This is a genomic window from Albidovulum sediminis (genome assembly GCF_025380365.1).
Lineage (GTDB): Bacteria > Pseudomonadota > Alphaproteobacteria > Rhodobacterales > Rhodobacteraceae > Albidovulum > Albidovulum sediminis.
The window spans coordinates 313,582-336,022 of the sequence record NZ_JAOCQF010000002.1 but is presented as its reverse complement, the minus strand read 5'-3'; the positions used below and the strand labels follow the sequence as shown (position 1 = coordinate 336,022).

The 22,441-nt window shown below is 68.5% G+C and carries 24 protein-coding genes; 13 read left to right on the top strand and 11 right to left on the bottom strand.

Annotated elements, in window-relative coordinates:
* Positions 1-14 precede the first annotated feature (14 nt).
* Positions 15-1,208, bottom strand: a complete 1,194-nt coding sequence (locus N5I32_RS13320; RefSeq protein ID WP_261496367.1) for an aspartate aminotransferase family protein — start codon at positions 1,206-1,208, stop codon at positions 15-17.
* A gap of 363 nt (positions 1,209-1,571) precedes the next feature.
* On the opposite strand from N5I32_RS13320, the gene N5I32_RS13315 reads away from it, so the two are divergent.
* The 8 genes from N5I32_RS13315 (at position 1,572) to N5I32_RS13280 (ending at position 9,072) form a co-directional block, all read left to right on the top strand.
* Positions 1,572-2,978, top strand: a complete 1,407-nt coding sequence (locus N5I32_RS13315; RefSeq protein WP_261496366.1) for a hypothetical protein — start codon at positions 1,572-1,574, stop codon at positions 2,976-2,978.
* 108 nt (positions 2,979-3,086) lie between these two features.
* On the top strand, positions 3,087-3,710 hold the full coding sequence (locus N5I32_RS13310; protein WP_261496365.1) for a GcrA family cell cycle regulator: 624 nt from the start codon (positions 3,087-3,089) through the stop codon (positions 3,708-3,710).
* 88 nt (positions 3,711-3,798) lie between these two features.
* Complete coding sequence (locus N5I32_RS13305) at positions 3,799-4,725, top strand: ABC transporter ATP-binding protein (RefSeq protein WP_261496364.1); 927 nt, start codon at positions 3,799-3,801, stop codon at positions 4,723-4,725.
* On the top strand, positions 4,722-5,483 hold the full coding sequence (locus N5I32_RS13300) for an ABC transporter permease (protein ID WP_261496363.1): 762 nt from the start codon (positions 4,722-4,724) through the stop codon (positions 5,481-5,483). Before N5I32_RS13305 ends, N5I32_RS13300 begins: the two co-directional genes overlap by 4 nt.
* Positions 5,484-5,521: 38 nt before the next feature.
* Positions 5,522-6,892: a 30S ribosomal protein S12 methylthiotransferase RimO gene (gene rimO / locus N5I32_RS13295; protein WP_261496362.1), complete on the top strand. Its 1,371-nt coding sequence runs from the start codon at positions 5,522-5,524 to the stop codon at positions 6,890-6,892.
* A 159-nt stretch (positions 6,893-7,051) separates the two neighbouring features.
* Entirely contained in the window at positions 7,052-8,266 is a 1,215-nt protein-coding gene (locus N5I32_RS13290) for a glycosyltransferase family 87 protein (protein WP_261496361.1), read from the top strand.
* A gap of 51 nt (positions 8,267-8,317) precedes the next feature.
* Positions 8,318-8,566: a CDGSH iron-sulfur domain-containing protein gene (locus tag N5I32_RS13285; RefSeq protein WP_261496360.1), complete on the top strand. Its 249-nt coding sequence runs from the start codon at positions 8,318-8,320 to the stop codon at positions 8,564-8,566.
* Positions 8,567-8,697: 131 nt separating this feature from the next.
* Positions 8,698-9,072: a hypothetical protein gene (locus N5I32_RS13280; protein WP_261496359.1), complete on the top strand. Its 375-nt coding sequence runs from the start codon at positions 8,698-8,700 to the stop codon at positions 9,070-9,072.
* A gap of 27 nt (positions 9,073-9,099) precedes the next feature.
* On the opposite strand, the gene N5I32_RS13275 is transcribed toward N5I32_RS13280, so the two are convergent.
* The gene (locus N5I32_RS13275; RefSeq protein WP_261496358.1) at positions 9,100-9,462 is read right to left on the bottom strand and encodes a diacylglycerol kinase; all 363 of its coding nucleotides are present in this window, start codon (positions 9,460-9,462) and stop codon (positions 9,100-9,102) included.
* Positions 9,463-9,581: 119 nt separating this feature from the next.
* On the opposite strand from N5I32_RS13275, the gene N5I32_RS13270 reads away from it, so the two are divergent.
* Positions 9,582-9,857 carry a DUF6455 family protein gene (locus tag N5I32_RS13270; RefSeq protein ID WP_261496357.1) on the top strand — a complete coding sequence of 92 codons (276 nt, stop codon included), beginning with the start codon at positions 9,582-9,584 and terminating at the stop codon, positions 9,855-9,857.
* Here the strand turns inward: N5I32_RS13270 and N5I32_RS13265 are convergent.
* From N5I32_RS13265 to N5I32_RS13255, 3 genes are all read right to left on the bottom strand, one after another.
* The gene (locus N5I32_RS13265) at positions 9,836-10,198 is read right to left on the bottom strand and encodes a YigZ family protein (RefSeq protein ID WP_261496356.1); all 363 of its coding nucleotides are present in this window, start codon (positions 10,196-10,198) and stop codon (positions 9,836-9,838) included. The two genes, N5I32_RS13270 and N5I32_RS13265, sit on opposite strands and share 22 nt — an antisense overlap.
* Positions 10,199-10,230: 32 nt before the next feature.
* Positions 10,231-10,509: a DUF6455 family protein gene (locus tag N5I32_RS13260; protein WP_261496355.1), complete on the bottom strand. Its 279-nt coding sequence runs from the start codon at positions 10,507-10,509 to the stop codon at positions 10,231-10,233.
* A gap of 84 nt (positions 10,510-10,593) precedes the next feature.
* Positions 10,594-11,325, bottom strand: coding sequence for a M48 family metallopeptidase (locus tag N5I32_RS13255; protein ID WP_261496354.1), 732 nt, complete (start codon positions 11,323-11,325; stop codon positions 10,594-10,596).
* Between the two features lie 134 nt (positions 11,326-11,459).
* On the opposite strand from N5I32_RS13255, the gene N5I32_RS13250 reads away from it, so the two are divergent.
* On the top strand, positions 11,460-11,714 hold the full coding sequence (locus N5I32_RS13250) for a DUF8831 family protein (protein WP_261496353.1): 255 nt from the start codon (positions 11,460-11,462) through the stop codon (positions 11,712-11,714).
* Positions 11,715-11,777: 63 nt separating this feature from the next.
* Here N5I32_RS13250 and N5I32_RS13245 read toward each other — a convergent pair whose 3' ends face one another.
* The 4 genes from N5I32_RS13245 to N5I32_RS13230 are packed head-to-tail and all read right to left on the bottom strand — an operon-like array spanning position 11,778 to position 16,015.
* Positions 11,778-12,566, bottom strand: coding sequence for an FAD binding domain-containing protein (locus N5I32_RS13245; RefSeq protein ID WP_261496352.1), 789 nt, complete (start codon positions 12,564-12,566; stop codon positions 11,778-11,780).
* Between the two features lie 13 nt (positions 12,567-12,579).
* A complete protein-coding gene (locus N5I32_RS13240; protein WP_261496351.1) occupies positions 12,580-14,949 on the bottom strand; it encodes a xanthine dehydrogenase family protein molybdopterin-binding subunit in 2,370 nt (789 codons plus the stop codon).
* 12 nt (positions 14,950-14,961) lie between these two features.
* On the bottom strand, positions 14,962-15,447 hold the full coding sequence (locus N5I32_RS13235) for a (2Fe-2S)-binding protein (RefSeq protein WP_261496350.1): 486 nt from the start codon (positions 15,445-15,447) through the stop codon (positions 14,962-14,964).
* A gap of 28 nt (positions 15,448-15,475) precedes the next feature.
* On the bottom strand, positions 15,476-16,015 hold the full coding sequence (locus N5I32_RS13230) for an SRPBCC family protein (RefSeq protein ID WP_261496349.1): 540 nt from the start codon (positions 16,013-16,015) through the stop codon (positions 15,476-15,478).
* A gap of 149 nt (positions 16,016-16,164) precedes the next feature.
* Here N5I32_RS13230 and N5I32_RS13225 point away from each other — a divergent pair, with 149 nt between their 5' ends.
* From N5I32_RS13225 to N5I32_RS13215, 3 genes are all read left to right on the top strand, one after another.
* Positions 16,165-16,839, top strand: a complete 675-nt coding sequence (locus tag N5I32_RS13225) for a response regulator transcription factor (protein WP_261496348.1) — start codon at positions 16,165-16,167, stop codon at positions 16,837-16,839.
* A 79-nt stretch (positions 16,840-16,918) separates the two neighbouring features.
* The gene (locus N5I32_RS13220) at positions 16,919-18,091 is read left to right on the top strand and encodes an FIST N-terminal domain-containing protein (protein ID WP_261496347.1); all 1,173 of its coding nucleotides are present in this window, start codon (positions 16,919-16,921) and stop codon (positions 18,089-18,091) included.
* Positions 18,088-20,283 (top strand): hybrid sensor histidine kinase/response regulator, encoded by a 2,196-nt coding sequence (locus N5I32_RS13215; protein WP_261496346.1) that lies wholly within the window; start codon positions 18,088-18,090, stop codon positions 20,281-20,283. Before N5I32_RS13220 ends, N5I32_RS13215 begins: the two co-directional genes overlap by 4 nt.
* Positions 20,284-20,435: 152 nt before the next feature.
* Here the strand turns inward: N5I32_RS13215 and N5I32_RS13210 are convergent, their stop codons facing one another.
* Complete coding sequence (locus N5I32_RS13210) at positions 20,436-21,446, bottom strand: molybdopterin-binding protein (RefSeq protein ID WP_261496345.1); 1,011 nt, start codon at positions 21,444-21,446, stop codon at positions 20,436-20,438.
* A complete protein-coding gene (locus tag N5I32_RS13205) occupies positions 21,446-22,417 on the bottom strand; it encodes an XdhC family protein (protein WP_261496344.1) in 972 nt (323 codons plus the stop codon). The genes N5I32_RS13210 and N5I32_RS13205 overlap by 1 nt, the downstream gene beginning before the upstream one ends.
* Between the last annotated feature and the right edge of the window lie 24 nt (positions 22,418-22,441).

Here is a 22,441-nt window from a genome sequence, read left to right as displayed (position 1 = left end):
CGCCGGAAATCTGTCTAGTCGGACGTCGATGAAAGACCGCGCGAGACGCTCGCCGCGGCCTCGTCCAGTCGTCGCATCGCCTCGGCGATCTCGTCGTCGGTGATGGTCAGCGGCGGCAGCAGGCGCAGCGTGTTGTCCGCCGCGGCAACAGTCAGGACATGCGCGCCATAGCCCGCGTTGACGAGGTCGGCCGGCGCGACCCTGCACTTCAGGCCAAGCATCAGGCCTTGCCCGCGGACCGCTTCGAATACGTCGGGATAGGTGGCCACCAGCGCCTCGAGCCGCTGGCGGAACAGGCCGGCCTTGCGGCCCACCTCGGCCAGGAAGTCGGGATCGGAGACGATCTCGACCACCGTCGCGCCGACCGCGCAGCCCAGCGGGTTGCCGCCGTAGGTCGACCCGTGCGTGCCCGCCGTCATGCCCGACGCCGCGGCCTCGGTCGCCAGCACGGCGCCCAGCGGAAAGCCGCCGCCGATGCCCTTGGCGACCATCATGATGTCGGGGGTCACGCCGGCCCATTCATGCGCGAAAAGCCGGCCGGTCCGGCCCATGCCGCACTGCACTTCATCCAGGATCAGCAGCGCGCCGGTCTGGTCGCAGGCGGCGCGGATCGCGCGCAGGTCGGCATCGGGCAGCACCCGGATCCCGCCCTCGCCCTGGATCGGTTCGATCATCACCGCTGCTGTCTCGGGACCGATCGCCGCCTCGAAGGCCGCCATATCGCCCCAGGGCAGGTGCCGGAAGCCGGGCATCAGCGGGCCGAAGCCCTTGACCATCTTCTCCGATCCGGCGGCGGCAATGGCACCGGTCGAGCGGCCGTGGAACGCGCCCTCGAATGTCAGGATCGTGGTCCGGGGAGGCTCGCCCTTCTCGTACCAGTATTTCCGCACCATCTTGATGGCCAGTTCGGCCGTCTCGGTCCCCGAATTGGTGAAGAAGACGGTATCGGCGAAGGTCCTGGCCACCAGGAGATCGGCCAGCCGCTCCTGCTCCGGCACACGGTAGACGTTGGACACATGCCAGAGCCGCGCGGCCTGTTCGGTCAGGGTGGCGACCAGCGCCGGATGGGCATGGCCCAGCGCGTTCACCGCGATCCCCGACCCGAGATCGAGGTAGCGCGTGCCATCCTCGGCCGTCAGCCAGGACCCCTCGCCCTTCACGAAGGCCAGGGGCGCGCGGTTGTACGTCGGCAGCACGGAAGGGATCATGGCAGGCTCCGGTTCAGAAGGGCAAGGGGTGCCCGAGTGCGGGCGGCGTGTCAACGATGTCGGAGAGGGCGCGGGCGTCTGGCCACGCGAAAGACCGGCCGTCAGGCGCGTCGCGCGCTGCGGCGTCGGGAGCGGAGGCTCTGGCACATCCCATGGGTCATGGGGCCCCATTAGCGGCAATCCGCGCGCTTGTCCATGGGACATTGCAGGCCGGCCGCAGAACAACGCCTGCGCGAGCGATACAATCGGCCGCGCATACCGGACCTAGCGTCAACCGCGCCAGAAGACACAGAATTTTGTTGAGTTTGTCCAAATTTGGCCACCATTGCGAAGTTTCTTTCCTTCAATCGAAGGGAGAATGCGTTGAACCGGGATCCGCGACTGGCTTTCGAATGTGGCGATACCGCCGACGTGCAGAAAACCCTTTCCGTGACACTCTGTCTGGCGCCGTTCGACCGTATCCTGCCGGTCGCAGCGGGTCTGTTCCGGGCCCGCTACGGCCTGACAGCGCTGACCGAACGGGTCTGGCGCAGCCCCGAGACGCTTCTGGGCGAGGAGATGGAGGCGGCGGAACGCGCCCGCAGGAACCATGGGGCCTGGGTGCTCCCCCACGCGCCACTCGTCCTGTCCGAACCTGTCGATGCCGGGGGCGCAACCTTGATCGAGGATGCCGGCAATCCCTGGATCTCTGCTGCCATTGCACGCTTCCGGCCCGGCGTCGCCGTCCTGTCGCTGCGCGCGGGTCTCATCGCGCATGCCGACGAGGTCTGGCGCTTCACCCTGCGGCGCGGCAGCCGGATGCTGCGCCGGGTCGAGGCCGAGCGTGACGAGATGGGGCAGTGGCAGGTCCGCTCCGCGGGCAAGCCGCAAGCGATCGAGAAGGAACTGGGGGGCGACGCCTCCTGCGCCGCGCCGGATATTGAGGCGCTTCATGCGCTGGCTCGCGCTGCCGGCGTGGATCTGCGCGCCTGCATCGAGGAACGCCGTGCCTTCCGGTCTTGCGCGCTGACCGCCCTTGACGACCGCGATCCGCACGAAATGCGCGTGCCCACGCGGATCGGCCAGCCGGTTCTGGACGCGGCCCTGCGCGAGGGGTTCGGGGTGGGAGAGGACGTCGCCCCTGCGCATCCCGCGGGGTTTGCGGATGCGGCGGATGTCTGCGCGAGCGAAGCCGAGACGCAGCGCGCCATCGCCCGGGCCAAGTCGATCGAGGACATCCGCAAGGCGCTGGCCGCCGCCGCACCGCTGGCCGCCGAGGGTCCGATGGGGCGGCACCGGCTTGGATCTCTCTATTCGCTCGCGGTCGCGCGGGCGCAGCGGATCGACCTTGACTGCCTGCTGACGCGGCGGCTTGAACGGGACTGGCATGATGTGATGGCCGATACCGACTACGCGGTGTCGCGCGCCGCGATCGAGGCGGACCGCGAAAAGGCACAACGCAATCAGGTGCTGCGCCCGCTGGCCCGGCGGCACGAGGCGATCTGCCGCGCCGCGAAGTCGCCGGCCGATCTGCTGCCGGTTCTGTGCGACCTGACCGACGGGTCCAACCCTGCGATTGATGAGCGTTTCCGCGAGATGGCATTGCAGGTCGCCTGCAAGCGGGCGCGGGAACTGGACGCGGACGATCCGGTGACGGCCCGCCTGATGGAAACGCTGCTCGATTGGCAAAGCTCGGCGAAGCGGGCGGCCCGTGCGGCCGCACGGCGCGAGAATGCCCCGCCGCGGTCGTCGCGGCGGTCGAAGTATCAGGCGGCGCAAGCGCTGCGCTGACGCCTCGGCGCTTGAAACCGCGGGCGGTCGGTTGTATCTCGGTTCGTCCCGTCTAGAATGGGAAGACCGAAAAAGCCGGCACGCCGGCACCAAGCCCGAGGGTCAGTAATGTCCTGGACCGACGAACGCGTCGAGACACTGAAGAGGATGTGGTCGGAAGGCCAGTCCGCCAGCCAGATCGCCAAGGAACTGGGCGGTGTCACGCGCAACGCCGTGATCGGCAAGGTTCACCGGCTTGGCCTTTCCAACCGCGTGGGCGCCGCCCCCATGCCCGAAACGAAACCGAAGGCGACGGCCCCCGCGGCTCCCACCCCTTCGCGCAGCGAGACGCCGGCCGCAGCCGAGGCGCCGAAGGCCGCCGCGCCCCGACCCGAGCCGAAGCCCGCGCCGTCGCGCCCGGCAGAGGCCGCGGTCCAGCAGCCCGCGCCGCAGCCCGCCGCTCAGACCGCACGCAAGCCCATCGTTCCGGCGGGACAGCCGCTGCCGCCGCAGCCGTCGGCGGGTGAGATCAGCCCCGAGGCGCTGGCCTCGGTTCGCGAGGTCGAAAAGCGGGCGCGCAAGCTGACGCTGATGGAACTGACCGAACGGACCTGCAAATGGCCCATCGGCGACCCGGCGACGACGGACTTCTGGTTCTGCGGACTTGCCGCACAGCCGGGCAAGCCCTACTGCGACGCCCATGTCGGCGTCGCCTTCCAGCCCATGAGCGCGCGGCGCGACCGCCGGCGCTGATCCCGACCCGGCCCGGCAATTGCCGGCCGGCCCTTTTCAGGCGCCCCCGGTGGCGCTACCTTCGCCCTGCGCGCGTCGGAGCCAGCCCATGTCATCCATCATCGAGGTCCGCGACCTCTCCAAGACCTATGCAAGCGGCACGTCTGCCCTGAAGGGCGTCACGCTCGACATCCGGGAAGGCGAGATTCTCGCCCTGCTGGGTCCGAACGGCGCCGGCAAGACGACCTTCATCTCCATCCTCTGCGGTCTGGTGACGCCCTCGGGCGGGCAGGCGCGGGTAGGAGGGCACGACATCCAGCGTGAGTATCGCGAAGCGCGATCGCTGATCGGCCTCGTCCCGCAGGAAATCGCGCTCGAGTTCTTCGAGACGGTGATGAACACCGTCCGCTTCTCGCGCGGGCTTTACGGCAAGGCGCCCGACGACGCCCATCTGGAGCGCGTGCTGCGTGCGCTGGCGCTCTGGGACAAGCGCGATGCGAAGTTGCGCGAACTGTCGGGCGGGATGAAGCGGCGCGTCCTCATCGCCAAGGCGCTGTCGCACGGGCCGCGCATCCTGTTTCTCGACGAGCCGACGGCCGGGGTCGACGTGAACCTGCGCCGCGAGATGTGGGAGGTCGTCCGAAGGCTGAAAGCCGAAGGCGTCACCATCATCCTGACCACGCACTACCTGGAAGAAGCCGAGGAGATGGCCGACCGGGTCGGCATCATCGACAAGGGGCGGCTTCTCCTCGTGCGCGACAAGGCGGACCTGATGCACGAGTTCGGGCAGAAGGTGCTGACGGTCGAACTGGCCACGCCGCTTGCGCATCTGCCCGAAGCGCTGGCCAGCCTTGGCCTGTCGCTTGCGCCCGACGGGCTGACGGTCAGCTATCGCTACGACAGCAACGCCGACCGGTCCGGCATCGCCCGGCTTCTGGCCGCCTTCGCGGCCGAGGGGATCGCCGTCCGCGATCTGTCGACGGAACAATCCTCGCTGGAAGACGTCTTCCTGCGGCTGGTAAGGGACCTGGCATGAACTGGCGCTCGATCGCGACGATCTTCAACTTCGAGATGGCGCGCTTCTGGCGCACGCCGTGGGAATCGCTCGCCGCTCCGGTGGTGTCGACCGTGCTTTATTTCGTCGTCTTCGGCGCGGCGATCGGCGGGCGCATCCAATCGGTCGAGGACATCAGCTACGGTGCCTTCATCGTGCCGGGGCTGATCATCCTGACGGTGCTGCAAACCTCGCTTGCCAATGCCTCGAATGCGATCTTCATGCGCAAGTTCGTGGGCACGATTCACGAGATCCTGGCCGCGCCGATATCATTTCTCGAAGTCGTCGCCGGCTTCGTCGGGGCCGCTGCGCTGAAATCGGTGATCATCGCCATCGTGATCTATCTGACCGCGCTCTTCTTCGTCGATCTGCCGCTGGCGCATCCCGCTCTGGCGCTGGTGCTGCTGGTCCTCACCTCCTTCGGCTTCGCGCTCTGGGGGTTCCTGATGGGCATATGGGCGAAGGACTGGCAGCAGTTGCAGTTCATCCCGATGATGGTGATCACGCCGCTCGTCTTCCTCGGCGGCGCGTTCTATTCCGCCTCGATGCTGCCGCCGTTCTGGGAAGGGGTGGCGAAACTGAACCCCGTCCTCTACCTCGTTTCCGGCTTCCGCTGGACCTTCTTCGGCATGGCCGACGTGCCGATCGCGGCCTCGGTCCTGGCGCTGGCGATCTTCCTTGGCCTGGGCTTCCTGGCCGTCTGGGCGATCTTCCGCACCGGCTGGCGCCTGCGTCCCTGACCCTAGGCAGCGGCCCCGGCCTTCGCTATATCCGCCCGATGACCCAGAACCCGCCGAACCTTCGCCCCGATCTTGCGCCGAAACCGCTGTTCGACGCTCCCGCACGCCCTGGCCAGCCCCGGATCGGGATGGTGTCGCTTGGCTGCCCCAAGGCGCTGGTGGACAGCGAACGCATCCTGACGCGCCTGCGCGCCGAGGGCTATGCGATCAGCCCGGATTACCAGGGGGCGGACGCGGTCATCGTCAACACCTGCGGATTTCTCGACAGCGCCAAGGCCGAAAGCCTTGAGGCCATCGGCGAGGCGCTGGCGGCCAACGGCCGCGTGATCGTCACCGGCTGCCTCGGCGCGGAGCCCGAATACATCACCGGCGCGCACCCGTCCGTCCTGGCCGTCACCGGCCCGCATCAGTACGAACAGGTGCTCGATGCGGTCCATGTCGCGGTGCCGCCCGCGCCCGATCCCTTCGTCGACCTGCTGCCCGCCACCGGCGTCAGCCTGACGCCGAGGCACTACAGCTATCTGAAGATCTCCGAAGGCTGCAATCACAAGTGCCGCTTCTGCATCATCCCCGACATGCGCGGACGCCTTGTCAGCCGCCCCGCCCATGCGGTCTTGCGCGAGGCTGAAAAGCTGGTCGCGGCCGGCGTGCGGGAACTTCTTGTCATCAGCCAGGACACCTCGGCCTATGGCGTCGACATCAAGCACGCCGAGAAGAACGGCCACCGCGCCCATATCACCGACCTTGCCCGCGATCTCGGCTCGCTCGGCGCCTGGGTCCGGCTGCACTACGTTTACCCCTACCCCCATGTGCGCGACCTGATCCCGCTGATGGCTGAGGGGCTGGTGCTGCCCTATCTCGACATCCCGTTCCAGCACGCCCATCCCGAAACGCTGAGGCGCATGGCGCGGCCGGCGGCGGCGGCGAAGACGCTGGACGAAATCGCCCGCTGGCGCGCGGACTGCCCGGAGATCACGCTCCGCTCTACCTTCATCGTCGGCTTCCCCGGCGAGACGGAGGAGGAGTTCCAGACGCTTCTCGACTGGCTTAACGAGGCGCAATTGGATCGCGTCGGCTGCTTCCAGTACGAAAACGTCGCTGGCGCGCGGTCGAACGCGCTTCCCGATCATGTCCCCGACGAGGTCAAGCAGGATCGCTGGGACCGCTTCATGGCCAAGGCGCAGGCGATTTCCGAGGCGAAGCTGGCCGCGAAGGTCGGGACACGGCAGCAGGTGATCGTGGACGCCGTGGATAGCGAAGGCGCCACCTGCCGCACCATGGCCGACGCCCCGGAAATCGACGGCAACCTCTTCATCGACGAGGGCCACGCGGCGCTGTCGCCCGGCGACATCGTCACGGTCGAAGTGGACGAGGCCAGCGAATACGACCTCTGGGGGCGGCTCGTCTGATCCTGCCGGCTGGCAGGAGCGCCTGCCGCGGTCCGTTGCCCCTGCGCCACCCTTCCCTGCCGCCGTCAGCGCCCGACCGGCTGCGTTCTTGAAGCGGGCGGGCAGATCGTGCCATCCGCTTTGCAGTCAAGTTTCGAGACCTGAGCGGCGGAAGAACAGGTGAAAATCACCAAGGCCATCGAAAGCTGGATCACGCGTGAGCGTGTGCGGATTTTCTGCATCCTGATCGTTCCGATGCTTCTGGTGCTGGAACTGGTCAAGACCTGGTCGGACCCGGCCCATTTCGGCCGCTTTCCCTACGGCCATGACTTCATCGCCTTCTGGAGTGCGGCGCAGCTGGCAGCCGAAGGGCGGGTCGAAGCGCTCTACGATCCCTCGGTCTATTTCGCGCTGCAACGGGAACGCATCCTGAGCGGAGGCATACTGCCCTGGTTCTACCCGCCGACGTTCCTGTCGGCGATCTATCCGCTGGGCAGGATGGGCTTTGCCGCCGCCTGGGCCGCGTTTTCCGTCGTCGGTATCGGCGGGCTGGCGCTGGCGGCGCGTCCGTTCCTGAAAGGGCGCGACCGGCTGGGCTGGGCGCTTCTGCTGGGGGCGCCGGTGATCGGAGTCACGCTGGTCCAGGGGCAGAACGGCGCTATCGTCGCGGCCCTTTTCCTTGGCGCCTTCGCGGCGCGGTCGGCGGGCCGGACCTGGCTTGCCGCGACCCTGATCGCGGGTCTCGCGATCAAGCCCCATGTCGCGCTGCTGATCCCGGTCGCCCTGGTGGCCGCCGGCGACTGGAGGCTGATCCTGCGGACCGCGCTGATGACACTGGCCTTCGCGGCGCTGCCCTGGGCCCTGTTCGGCATCGAAAGCTGGAAACTCGCGCTGGACCATCTGGACAGCACGCAGTTGATCTTTGCCGACCAGGCCCCGCTTGTTACCATGGTGACGGCCTACTCGGGCGGCGTCCTCATGGGCCTGCCGTTCCAGGTCTCGGCCGGCCTTCAGACCCTCTCGGCGGCCATAGCGGTGCTTATCGTCTGGCGGCTCTGGCGCGCGCGCACGATAGCGCCCGACCTGCAACTGGCCGGTCTCATGATGGCGGCGCTGCTGGTGCCGCCCTACGGGTTCCGCTACGACATGGTGGTGACGCTGGCAGCAACGCTCCTGATCGTAGGTCGGGCGGAGCGGCACGGCTGGCTGCCCGGCGAAAAGCTCGCCATGGCGGCGCTGTGGTTCCTGCCGCTGATCCTGCCCAACATCGCCCATGTGACCGGCCTGCCGGCGGGATTCGCGCTTCTCCTCCTTGGGCTCTGGTCGGTCTGGCGCCGCGCCGTCCTGCATGGCCGCACACCGCCCCCCGCAGGACAGCGCAGCCCCGCCGCTTGAAGTCCCTTACCCGCCAGTGCCACCATCGGCCGGCAATCCAGAGGAGAGTCCATGTCTGACGCAAGCACCCCGATCATCGCGCAAAAGGGCCCCTACGCGGTCGAGCTTGAGGCCGGCAAGACCTATTTCTGGTGCGCCTGTGGCCGGTCGCAGAGGCAGCCCTTCTGCGATGGTTCGCACAAGGATACCACGTTCAAGCCGTTGAAATTCACGGCCGAGGAATCGCGGCGTGCGTTCCTGTGCGGCTGCAAGCATACCGCGCGGCAACCCTTCTGCGACGGCGCGCACAAGGGTGTCTGAGCACGCGGCCAGAAACCACCAAGGGTTGAAAGTTTCCCCTGCGTCAATTTCCTGACGACCCGAGAGTCTAACAGGTCTATCCTGCGCGCGTGGACCGGGAACACCCGGCCTCAGCGAACAGGGGTAGTGAAATGAACATATCCAGACTGTTTCTGGTGACGGCTGTCGCCTATCTGCTGGTCGGCATCGCCATCGGTATCCACATGGGGGCGTCGGGCGACCACGGCCTTGCGGCAGCCCACGCCCACATCAACCTTCTCGGCTTCACGCTGATGACGCTGTTCGGCCTTGCCTACCGGGTCATCCCGGCGATGGCAGGCGGAACCCTTGCCACGGCGCATTTCTGGCTGCACCAGGCCGGTGCGCTGGTGCTTCTGGTGATGCTGGTGCTGCTTCTCTCGGGGCGCATCACCGAGGCCGCGATGTTCCCGCTGGCGCCGGTGGCGGAACTTGCCATCTGGATCGGCGTGGCGTGCTTCGGGCTGAACGTGATCAAGAACGCCTGAGAACGGGGCCGGGGCATCCCCCCGGCCTCAACCCGCCAGCAGGACGATCCAGGCGACGCCGCCCGCAATCGCGGTCAGGGCCACCATCGCGCTGCCGCAGTCCTTGATCTTCTTCGCAGCCGGGTGCAGGTCCGGCTGAACGTGATTGCACAGCGTCTCCAGCGCGGTGTTGGCCAGTTCGGCGGCAAGGATCAGCAGGCCAAGGGCAAGGATCAGCGCGCGTTCGGCCGTGCCGAGATCGAGCGTCAGCGCCAGTGCGGCCGACAACACATTGACCACCGTCCATTGCCTTAGCGACTTCTCCGTCGCCCAGGCCGCGCGCCAGCCGTCCCACGACCAGAGCGCGGTCCGCCCGAAACGGCGCAACTCGGCCGCGATGATCCCGATCATGCCTTTTCCTCCCGGCGCCTCGACGCTGCTGCCAGCTTTCCGCGCGGTCTTGATCAGGGTCAAGGCGGGCAATGCGACTCCAGGGCACGATTTCACGTTCATCGCCGGAGGAGGACGACATGGACGAGGGAACCTTTGCGCGACACAGCACGCTCTTGCAGAAGATGGCCCATGCGCTTGACGTCGATCTTGGCCAGGCGCTGCTTGAAGGGCGGTTGCGGCGCTTTCCCTATGACGATCTGGTTGCCCGTTGCAGCCATTGCACGCATGCCGATAGTTGCGAACGTTGGCTTGAGTCGCACATGGCCGGGGCGGCCGCGGCGCCGGACTACTGCCGAAATCGTGCGGTTTTCGAGAATCTGAAGGGCCTGGGTCAGCCGACTGCGGACAAGTAGGCGCGCACGGCTTCGGCGACGTGACGAAAGCGGTCGCCGCCCAGTTTCACGCCGCCATACCATCGGGTGACGACCACGATGTGATTGGTCAGCCCCGCGCGTTCCAGCATCCGCAGGATGACGGCGCCGGCGCCGGCCTCTCCGTCATCGTTCTTCTGGGGGTCGCGCTGGCCGTCCTCATCGAAGAGGACCGCCCAGGTGTTGTGCGTGGCCTTGGCGAACTTCTTGTTCCGTTTCAGATCCGAGATAAATGCGGCGGCTTCCGCGCGATTGTTCACAGGACCGCCCGAAACGGCATATCTCGACCCGCGGTCGGACACCACGTTTTCGAGGATACGCATGATCTCAGGACGCCGCCCGGCCGGCACCCGCCTCAGACGAGCCCGCGCAAGCCTTCGAGGACAGCCCGATTGGCGCACCAGTCCGGCGCTGCTTCCAGCCCTTCGGGATGCTCATGCCGGCGGCCGGAGCCATCCTGGCATTCGCGGCAGGACTGCAGGACCGCCACGAAATCCTCAAGCGTCAGAAGGCCGCCGTGGATCGCGCCGCCCAGATCCACCCCATGGCGCTCGGCGAACTCCGGCGTCAGGAAGTAGGGAATGTCCGGAAGGCCGCAGCCTTGCGGCACCTGCGCTTCTCCGGTCTTCACCATGTATTCCTCCTTCAAGGGCCACTCGATACAGCTTCATCATGCCATGAAGCGCCGCCATGATCCAGATCAACGTCGCAGTGAAGCCTACCGGCAGCCGATCTCTGCAGAGACCCGGCCGACCGTCGCCATACGCTGGCTGTTGGCCGGGTGCGATCCGAGGAAGCGGTCGCCGGGGTCGGGGATGCGGGCGAAGTAGGCTGCCCCGCGTCCGGCGCTGTAGCCGGCCGCGCAGGTCAGCACGGTGCCAAGCGCGTCGGCCTCAAGCTCATGGTCCTTGGAATAGGCCCGCGCGCCTACCGACGCGCCGATGTTCTGCGCCATGTCGACGGTCGAAGGGTCCGCCCCCGCCAGCGCCGCTGCGAGCCCGCCGAACAGGGCCCCGGCCATGGTCGTCTGCTGCTGCCGCGGGATGTGGTCGGCGATGTGGTGCGCCGCCTCGTGGCCCATGACGAAGGCCAGTTCGTCCCGGTTTCGCGTATCGGCGATCAGGGCCGAGGTGAAGGCGATCACCGGCCGCCCGGCCCCGTCGCGCGTCTGGTAGGCGTTCGCCGGCTGCCCCGGCCGGGCATCGATGGAAATCCGGTAGTCGCAGTTCAGGCCGCGGGTGCGGGCGCGGCATTCCTGCTCGATCACCGGCTCCATCCGGGTCAGCACCGCGTCGAAGTTCGCCCGCGCCGTCGCCGCATCGACGGGCGGCCCCGCAGGCACCGTCATCGCCGCCGGCAAGGTGGCAGGGGCCTGGGCGGTGGTGGCGACGCATCCCGTCAACAGGGCCGCAGCAATAGCAAAAAGCAGGGGGGCCGCTGGGCGGTACATGGCTGACTCCTGGGGTTCTTCGGCTGGCCGGAACATAATCGCCGCGGTCCGGACGGAAAAGACCATCCGCGCGGCCTCGGCAAAACCCCGCAATCGTCGTTGCGGGCACGCCGGGCACGGGATACCCTGATACCATGTTCACCATCGAGCACGACTTCGACGCCACAGTCATCACCCTCGTCGACGAGGGCAGCCCCCACCTTGAGGAAGACGTGACGATCCAGGCGTTCGAGGAATGCGTCACGCTGGAGCAATACGACCCGCGCCGGGACGAGGTGGTGAAGATCGTGATGTCGATGGCCCAGGTGCGCGAGCTTGCCGCCGCGCTGAACCTGCCGGAAGGCGTCTACAGGATGAGCCCGAAGAAGGGGTCCGGCGCGTCGGACTAGGGACGCGCCGCAAAGGCGACGGCCCCCACCCGAAGGCAGGGGCCGCAACCGTTTCATGCCCGATCAGGCGGCAGAGACCGCGCGCTGCGTCATCACCTTGACCAGGTTCGCGCGATAGGCGGGCGTGCCGTGCAGGTCACCCACCATGCCGTCGGCGGGCACCGACAGCCCCGCGATGGCATCGGCCGAGAAACTGGCCGACAGCGCCTTTTCCGCCTCGCTCCAGCGGAAGACTCCGTTTTCGGAGGCGCCCGTCACCGCCACCCGGACCCCGCCCGCGGTCTTGGCCACGAACACCCCGGTCAGCGCGAAGCGCGAGGCGGGCTGCTGGAACTTGGCATAGGCGGCGCGCGCGGGGATCGGGAAGCGCACCTCGACGATGATCTCCCCCGGTTCGAGCGCGGTGGTGAAGAGCCCTTCGAAGAAGTCGTCCGCCGCGATCCTGCGGGTGTTGGTCACGATCGTCGCGCCCGAGGCAAGCACCGCCGCAGGGTAGTCCGCCGCAGGGTCGTTGTTGGCCAGCGATCCGCCGATGGTGCCGCGGTTCCTGACCGCCGGATCGCCAATGTTGCCGGCGAGTGCCGCAAGGGCGGGATACTTGCCCGCCGCCTCCGCAGCGACGACCGCATGCGGCGTCGCCCCCCCGATGCAGAGCGCCCCGTCATCGCCGGTGCAGACCCCGCGCATCTCGGCGATGCCGGTCAGGCTGACCAGGGCCGAGGGTGCGGCAAGTCGCTGTTTCAGCGACGGGATCAGGGTCTGCCCGCCGCCCAGCGCCATCGCGTCTTCGCGTGCCAGGGCCGAGACGGCCTCGGCCACGGTCTTCGGTTTCTCGAAGTCGAATGCATACATGGCCTGTCCCCCCTCAACCCTGCATCGCCGACCAGACCCTGACGGGCGAGACCGGCATGTCGATATGTGTCACATGCTTGTGGCCGCCGCGCTGAAGCGCGTCGATCACCGCGTTGACGACCGCGGGGGGCGACCCGATGGCACCGGCCTCGCCGCAGCCCTTGACCCCGAGGGGGTTGTGGGTGCACGGCGTCTGGCAGGAATGGTCGACCATGTAGAACGGCACGTCGTCGGCCCGCGGCATGGCATAGTCCATGTAGCTGCCCGACAGAAGCTGGCCGTTCGCATCATAGGCCGCCGCTTCCAGCATGGCCTGTCCGATGCCCTGCGCCAGCCCGCCGTGGACCTGTCCTTCGACGATCATCGGGTTGATGACGTTGCCGAAGTCGTCCGCCGCGGCGAAGGAGCAGATGGTCACCTTGCCGGTGCCGGGGTCCACCTCGACCTCGCAGGCATAGGCGCCGGCGGGGTAGGTGAAGTTCGACGGGTCGTAGAACGCCGTTTCCTCCAGCCCCGGTTCCAGTTCCGCCAACGGGTAGTTGTGCGGAACATAGGCGGCAAGGCAGACCGAGCCCCAGTCGACCGACTTGTCGGTGCCCGCGACGGAGAACTTGCCGTCCTTCAGCTCGATGTCGCCCTCGGAGGCCTCCATCAGGTGCGCCGCGATCTTCTTGGCCTTGGCGATGATCTTGTTCGTCGCCCGCACGATCGCCGACCCGCCGACCGCGAGCGAGCGCGAGCCGTAGGTGCCCATCCCCATCGGCACGTTGGCGGTATCGCCGTGCACGATCTCCACCTGAGCCTCGGGAATGCCGATCATCTCGGCCACGACCTGCGGGAAGGTGGTTTCATGCCCCTGCCCGTGGCTATGGCTGCCGGTCATCACGACGATGCCGCCGGTCGCGTTCACCCGCACGGTGGCGCTTTCGTAAAGCCCCGCACGCGCGCCAAGCTGCCCGACAAGGTTCGACGGCGCGATGCCGCAGGCCTCGATGTAGCAGTTGACACCAAGCCCGCGCAGCAGGCCCTTCTTCGCGCTTTCCGCGCGCCGCCCCTCGAACCCGGCGATGTCGGCGATCTGGACCAGCTTGTCCATCGTCGCCTGATAGTTGCCGGTGTCGTAGGCCACCGCGACCGGGGTCTGATAGGGAAACTCGTTCGGCTGAACGAAGTTCCGGCGACGGATCTCGATCGGGTCGATCCCCATTTCGCGCGCGGCCTTGTCGATCACCCGCTCAAGCTGGAAGGTCGCTTCCGGGCGGCCGGCGCCGCGGTAGGCATCGACCGGCACGGTGTTGGTGAATACCGCCTTCACGTTCACGTAGATATGCGGGGTCTTGTAGTTCCCCGCCATCAGCGTGCCGTGCAGGTAGGTCGGCACCGACGAGGCGAAGGTGGACAGATAGGCGCCCATGTTCGCGTAGGTCTCGGTCCGGATGGCAAGGAAATGCCCGTCCTTGTCGAGCGCAAGTTCGATCTTCGTGACATGGTCGCGGCCGTGCGCGTCGGTCATGAAGCTTTCCGACCGCTGCGCCGTCCACTTGACCGGCCGGCCGACGACCTTGGCTGCATGGGTGACGAAGGCTTCCTCGACGTAGTGGAAGATCTTCGAACCGAAGCCGCCGCCGACATCAGGGGCGATGACGCGCAACTTGTGTTCCGGAATGCCAAGGACGAAGGCGCCCATCAGCAACCGGATCACATGCGGGTTCTGGCTGGTGGTGTAAAGCGTGTAGTCGTCCGAAGCGCTGTTGTAGTCGCCGATGGCCGCCCGCGGTTCCATCGCGTTCGGGATCAGGCGGTTGTTCACCAGTTCCAGCGTCGTGACGTGGTGCGCGGACTTGATCGCGGCATCGACGGCGCCCTTGTTGTCCTCGATGAAGCCCCAGTCGTAGCAGAGGTTCGAGCCCACTTCATCGTGCACCAGTGCGCCGCCCGCGACCGCGGCCTTCATGTCGACGACGGCGGGCAGTTCCTCGATGTCGATGACCACCGCTTCGGCGGCGTCCCGGGCCTGTTCCAGCGTTTCCGCGATGACGGCGGCGATGGCGTCGCCGACGTAGCGCGCCTTGCCTTCCGCAAGGATCGGGTGCTTGGGCTCCAGCATCGGGTTGCCCTGCTTGTCGTGGATCTGCCAGCCGCAGGGCACGCCGCCCTTGCCGGCGAAATCCGCCGAGGTGAAGACCTTGATGACGCCCGGCATCGCTTCCGCGGCCGAGGTGTCGATCGCGTTGATGCGCCCGTGCGCGACCTGGCTGCGCACGAAGACGCAATGCGTCTGGCCGCGCAGGTTGATGTCGTCGGTGTAGCGGCCCTTCCCGGTCAGGAAGCGCACGTCCTCGCGCCGCTTGGTGCTGGCGCCGATGCCTTGATCCTTCGGCATGTTCCCCCCTCCCTATTCGGCGGCCACGCCGCTCACGTCCTGGCCGGACGCGGCAAGCACTGCCTTGACGATGTTGTGGTAGCCCGTGCAGCGGCAGATGTTGCCTTCGAGATAGTGGCGCACGTCGGCCTCGCTGGGCTTCGGGTTCTCGGCCAGAAGGGCGGCGGCGGACATCACCATGCCGGGCGTGCAGAAGCCGCACTGAAGCCCGTGGTGATCCTGGAACGCCTGCTGCACCCGGCCAAGGCTGCCGTCGGGATTGGCCATGCCCTCGATCGTGGTGACCGCGGCACCGGCGACGTCCGAGGCGAAGACCGTGCAGCTTTTCACGGCCTTGCCATCGACATGCACGACGCAGGCGCCGCACTGGGACGTGTCGCAACCGACATGGGTGCCGGTCAGGCCCAGCCCCTCGCGCAGAAAGGTGGACAGGAGCGTGCGCCCCTCCACCTCGCCGGAAACGGCGCGGCCGTTCACGGTCATGGTGACTTTCGTCATTACTTCCTCCCTTGGTGACCTTTCAGGTTCAGGCGCCGATGATGCGCCGGAACCATCCTTTCTTCTTTTCTCCGCCCTCGGCCGCGTCGGCATCGGACTCTGCCGCTTCCGTGGCATCGGCCGCGCCCGGCGTCTCGACCGCGCTTTGCAGCCGCGCGAAGAATTCGTCGGCCAGCTTGCGGGCGAACCCGTCGATGATCCGGCTCCCGAGTTGGGCCAGCTTTCCGCCCACGGAGGCCTGCACCTCGTAGCTGAGATTAGTGCCCTCTCCGTCCGGATCAAGCCGAACCTTCGCGCCGCCCTTGGCAAAGCCCGCCGGCCCGCCCTTGCCCTCGCCCGAGATGGTCAGGCTTTCGCCGGCAACCATGTCCGACAGCGTCACCACGCCGGTGAAGCGCGCCTTGACCGGCCCGACCTTCTGCACCACGACCGCTTCAAACCCCTCTTCGGGCGTTCCGGTGATGCTCTCGCAGCCCGGAATGCAGGCCTGAAGCACCTCGGGTGACAGAATGGCGGCCCAGACGTCCTCGGGGCGCGCCGCGATGATCCGCGAATCCTTGAGTTCCATGCGATGCTCCTCACTTGCCGACAGAATAGGCGGCGCGGGACGCAGAGGCTATCTGACCTTGGTCGTAGTCCCCCCTCGACCAAAGGCGCGGATTACAGCCCCGGCCCCTGCTGCTATCCTGCGCACGTCCTGCACCCGGAATGCAAGCCATGACCATGCAATCGGCCCTGATCGTCGACGACCACCCGCTGTTCTGCGATGCCCTCGCGATGACGTTGAAGGCCTTCGTCGGCATCGGCCGGATCGACACCGCCGACCGGATCGAAACGGCGATTGAACGCCTGAGCGAAGGTCCGCTGCCCGATGTCGTCGTGCTCGACCTCAACCTGCCCGACGTGCACGGGATGGAAGGCTTGGTCCGCCTGCGCCAGATCGCGGGACAGGTGCCGGTCGTCGTCGTCTCCTCCATGGCCGACGCCCGGGTGATCGGCGCAGCGATGAAGGCCGGCGCGGCCGGGTTCGTGCCCAAGCACAGCCAGCGGGAGGTCTTTCGCGCCGCCTTCGACGCCATCGCCGATGGGCGCCGCTACACGCCCGAAACCTACGTTCCCCTGCCCGAGACCGCCCCCGCGACGCCGCAGGAAGAGGCGCTGAAGCGCCTGTCGCTGCTGACGCGGCAGCAGGCGCGCATCCTGCAACTGATCTGCGAGGGCAAGCTGAACAAGCAGATCGCCTGGGAGCTTTCCATCGCGGAGACCACCGTCAAGGCGCATGTCACCGCGATCATGCGCAAGCTGGGTGTCTTCAGCCGCACCCAGGCCGTGCTTCTGGCGCGCGAGATCGACTTTGCGGCCCTTCTGGCCGAGGGCGCGAACGGGTCGTGACACACAGACGTGGAGGGCGCCAGCGCCGCACTTGCCACGCCCGCGGCAGGCCCCTAGCTTTCCGGGGCGGGAGGACCAGATGGAAGCGCTGAACGCCCTTGCGAGCGGCCCGGACGGCGCAGCGATCGTGCGCAGCGCCCATTGCCGGGCCTCGGACCCGGACGCGCTCGGCCGGCTTGCCGGGGCGCTCGGACCGGGGCCCTACGCGCTCGTCATCCTGTTCGCCTCGCCCGAGGCCGGCCCCGGGACGCTGCCTGCCCGCGCCGGGCACGCCTTTGGCGGCGCCCCGGTGATCGGCTGCACCACGGCGGGCGAGATATCCGCCGCCGGTTACGCCGAGGGTGAGATCGTGGCACTCGGCCTTCCGGCGCGGCATTTCGCGGCCGAGACGCTTCTCGTCCCCGACCTCCATGCCCTCGAAGGGGAAAGGCTGATCGGCTCGATGGTGCGGGCGCGGCAGCGGCTGGTCCAGGCAAGACCCGACTGGCAGGGCGAATTCGCGTTCCTGATGGTCGACGGGTTGTCGATTCGCGAGGATGAACTGACGGCGGCCCTGGCGCCCGGTCTTGGCCCGGTTCCCCTCTTCGGCGGCTCGGCCGGCGACGGCGTCCGATTCCGCGAAACCTTCGTCTTCCATCAGGGCGCCGCGCTGCAGAACGCGGCCGTCCTCGCCTTCGTGCGCACGGCCTGCCCGGTGAAGGTCTTCAACCTCGACCACCTCAAGCCCACCGGCCGGCGCATGGTGGTGACCGAGGCCGACCCCGCCCGCCGCATCGTCCGCCGCATCAACGCGGAGCCGGCCGCGCTCGAATATGCGCGCGTGCTGGGCAAGGACCCCGCGCAACTGACCACCTTCACCTTCGCCGCCCACCCCGTCGTCGTCCGCATCGGCGGGCGCCACCATGTCCGCTCCATCCAGCAGATGCTGCCGAACGGCGATCTGGTCTTCTTTTCGGCCATCGACGAGGGGCTTGTTCTCACGCTGGCCGAACCGCTCGACATGGTCGACCACCTGGCCGGGGAACTTGCCCGCCTGTCCGAACCGGGGCCGCCCGCGGCCATCATCGCCTGCGACTGCATCTTGCGGAGGATCGAGGCGCAGGACCGGCAGATGTTCGGGCGCATCTCCGACCTTCTGCGCGACCATCGCGTCACCGGCTTTTCCACCTACGGGGAACAGCTGGGCGCGATGCATGTGAACCAGACCATGACCGGCGTCGCGATCTATCCGCCGGGGGACGACACCCCGTGACCGACGCGCTGATCAACCCCGCCGACCCGCCCGACCGGCAGCGCGAAAAACTGCTCCAGATCGTCGAGGTGCTGATGCGGCGGGTGGAACAGGCCACCGACGACGACGGGCGCGCCTACCGGCAGTTCCAGCGCGCCGCGATGCTGGAAGACGAGGTGCGCGAACGGACCCGCGACCTCGAACGCGCGCTCGGCCTTCTCAACCAGACCAATGCGCGGCTCGCCGAGGCCACCGCCGAGGCCGAGGCGGCACGCCAGAACCTCGCCTCCGCGATCGAAACGGTGCAGGAGGGGTTCGCCCTTTTCGACGCCGAGGACCAGCTGGTGATGTGCAACGCCCGCTTCGGCCTGCAACTGCCCGACATCCGCGACCGGCTCCGCCCCGGCCTGCCCTTCGCGGACTATGTCGACATGGTCAGCGCCTCGTCCCACCTGGCGCTTCCGCCAACCGAAACGCCGAGGGGCTGGGCGGTCGCCCGGATGCGGCGGCACGCGGACCGGCACGTGATCTTCAACGTCCGCCTCTCGGACGACCGCTGGATCCAGGTCTCCGAACACCGTACGCAGGACGGCGGCACGGTGATCCTGCAGACCGACGTCACCGACATCATCCGGCTGGAGCGGCAGGAACGCGGCAAGCTCCTTGACGATCAGGCCCGGATGATCCGCGCCACCCTCGACCACATCAGCCAGGGCGTCGGCATCTTCGACGCGGCGGCGCGCCTCATCGGCTGGAACCGGCGTCTGGCCACACTGCTGACGGTCCCGGCGGGGCGCTTCCGGCTCGGCGTTTCGTTCGACACCCTGGCCGAAGCGCTCGGCCGGCAGTTCGCGCTGAACCGGGGGATGACGCTCGACACGATCGCGGCCTGGGTGCGCGGACCCCGCCCGCGCCCCGCTCTCGATTTCGAACTCAGCCGCGGGTCGGACCTCGTCCTCGCCGTCTTCGCCGAGGAGATGCCGGACGGCGGCTTCGTGATGAGCTTTTCCGACATCACCGCCGAACGCCGGGCACTTCTCGCCATTGCCGAGGCGAACGAGACGCTGGAACGGCGCGTCGCCGACCGCACCGCGGAACTGGCCGAGGCGCTCGGCCGCGCCGAACAGGCCAACGCCGCGCGGGCGCGCTTCGTCGCCGCGGCCAGCCACGACCTCCTGCAACCCCTGTCCGCGGCCAAGCTCTTCGTCGCCTCGCTCGCCGATGCGGGGCTCTCGACCGAAGCCCGCGCGACGCTTGGCAAGGCGCAGAACGCGCTGTCGAGCGTCGAGGGCATCCTTGACGCGCTTCTCGACATCTCGAAGCTCGAATCCGGCCGCGCCTCGGTCGATGTGGTGCCGGTCGCGGTCGGTCCCATCCTCGACCAGCTCGCCGACGAATTCGCCCCCCTCGCGGCGGCCAAGGGCCTGCGGCTCGACGTTCGCTCCTCTGGCGCAACCGTTGCCTCCGACCCGACCTATCTCAGGCGCATCCTGCAGAACCTGATCGGGAATGCGGTGCGCTATACCGACCGGGGCCGCGTCCTCGTCGGTGCGCGCCGGATCGGCGCGGGGCTTCGGATCGAGGTGATCGACACCGGCCCCGGCATTCCGGAAGCCGAGCAGGCCAATGTCTTCCGCGAGTTCCATCGCCTGAACGCCCGCGCCTCCGCCTCCGAAGGGATGGGCCTCGGCCTCGCAATCGTCGAGCGGGCGGCGGCCCTCCTCGGCCATCCGATCGGGCTGTCCTCCGTTCCCGGGCGCGGCACCCGTTTCAGCGTGACGCTGCCCCTGCTCGCGCCCGACAGGACAGCGCCTGCAGAACTGCAGCCGACCACGGCCGAGATCACCCTGGGCCCGGAGGGGCGCATCGTCTGCCTTGTCGAGAACGACCCGGACATGCGCCGCGCCCTCAGCCATCTGCTGGAGAAGTGGCGCCTCGAGGTGATCGACGTGGCCTCCGGCGAAGAGGCGCTGGCGCTGCTCGATGAAATCGGCATCGTCCCCGACCGTTTCCTCATCGACCACGAGCTTGGGGCGGGGATGGACGGGCTCGCGCTCCTCACGCAGTTGCGCGACCGCCACGGCGCGGTGGCGGCGCGCCTCCTGACCGCCAGCCGGGCGCCCGCGCTGGCTGCGGCCTGTGCCGCAGCCGATGTGGCCGTCCTGCGAAAGCCGGTAGACGCCGGCGCGCTCGCAGGTTTCCTGCTCGGATAGAGGCAGCCCGGCCCGGGGCCAGCCGGCCGCCGCATCGTCATTTCAGTCTGGTCCAAGTACTCCCGCCGGAGGCGAAACCCGCACGCAGTGCCAGAGGTCTTGTGCGCGGGCCTGCCCGCGCACGCCGCCGGATCCGACGCCCGGGGCTGGCGCTACCGGCTCTGCGACCGCTCCCGCGGCTGGGGCCGGATCGGTATCTCCTTCAGGAGCCCGCCCACCCCCATCGCGGCGATATCGTCCGCGCCCGGTTCCAGCCCGCAGGCCGTGCGCTCCAGCACCCAGTCCGCCCCGTTCAGCGCGGGCGATCGCGCGCACCCCGGCAGCCCGATCACCGGGCGCTCGCCGATGCGGCCGACGAAAAGCAGATTGCCGGGATCGACCGGCATCCCGAAGCGCCTCACCGTTCCGCCCGCCCGCCGCAGGGCCTCGGGCGCGGTGTCGTGCAGGTCCGATGTCGCCGCCCCGGTGAGGACCAGGACCAGCGGCGCGCGCAGCCCCAGAATCGCCTGCGCGATCGCGGTCTCCTCATGCGGCACGGTGCGTACCTCGTCCAGCGCGATGCCCAGCGCGCCAAGCCGCGCGGCCACGGCGGCCTCGGCCTTCCGTGCAAGCTTGTCGCCTTCACCCGCCACTTCGGTCAGGATCAACCCGGCAGACTTCAGCACGACCGGGCGGACCCGGACGCTCGCCCCGGCGGCTGCGCAGGCCGCGTCGAGCGCGGCGCCCGACACCGCGTAGCTGATGATCTTGACCGTGCCGACCAGCATGTCGGGCGTCACCCGCGTCATCGGGGCCAGCGTGGCCAGGGTGATCGACGGGTCGATCCGGTTCAGCGCATGGATCGCGGCCGCGTCCATCTCCACAAGTCCGGGGCGGGTCGCATGCAGGTTGACGCGCCCCGCATGCGGCTTTGTCAGGGCAAGACCCGCCGCGGCCGGATCGGGAACCAGCGCGGCGGCCAGGGCCGAGGCGGCAGCATCCTCGCCGACATCGCCGGGTTCGAGCCGCGCCACGGTCACGGTCGATATCCCCGCCGCCGCGATCGCCGCCACATGCGCGGGCGCCAGGACCGTACCCTTGGGCAGCTTGCGGCCGCCGATCTTCAGCGAATGGGCCAGCACCGCCCCTTCCGATGCCGCGACGGGGACCGGACCGAACCGCATCAGCCCTGCCTCAGCACTTTCGTGATCTCGCCCATGATCGACACCGCAATCTCGGCGGGCGATTTCGCCCCGATGTCGAGGCCCACCGGCGCATGGATGCGCGCCATCGCCTCGGCCCCGAAACCCGCCTCCTCAAGCCGCGCGACGCGCTTGGCATGGGTCCGGGTGGAACCGAGGCAGCCCAGGTAGAACGCGCCGGAGCCGAGCGCCGCGCGGATCGCGGGATCGTCGAGCTTGGCGTCGTGGGTCAGGGTCACGACGGCGGTGCGGGCGTCGAGGCCGAAGGCCGCCAGCGCCTCGTCAGGCCAGTCGTGGCTCAACCGCTCGCCGGGAAAGCGCGCGGGCGACCCGAAGGCCTCGCGCGGGTCGATGACCAGGCAGTCGTAGCCGCAGGCCCGCGCCATCGGCACCAGCGCCTGCGCGATGTGGACTGCGCCGACGACGGCCAGGCGCAGGGGCGGGTTGTGGATGGCGATGAAGCTCCCGTCCTCCACCCCCGACTTGTCGGAGCGGAACCGATCCGACAGCGACGGCTCGGGTGCCACAAGGCGTCTGTCCCAACTGTCCAGATCGACGACATAGGCCACGGGTTCCCGCCGGGCGCGGGCGGCCACAAGTTCGGCCAGCATCGCTTCGGGCATCGCGGCGCCCACCGGTTCGACCAGAACGCTGATCCTGCCGCCACAGGCCAGACCCACGGCGAAAGCCTCGTCATCGCTGACACCGAAGGTCAGGACACGCGGGCGCCCGTCGGCCAGCGCCGCCAGCGCCTCCTCGACCACGGCGCCCTCGACGCAGCCGCCCGAGACCGACCCCATCATCTCCCCCCCGCCAGACACCGCAAGCTGGCTGCCCGTCGGGCGCGGGGCGGAGCCCCAGGTCTCCATCACCGTGGCCAGCGCCGCGCCGCGGCCCGCGCGATGCCAGGCCAGCGCGATCTCGGGGATGTCGTCGTGGGAAAGATCGGTCATGGCGCACCTCCGATGTCCAATATG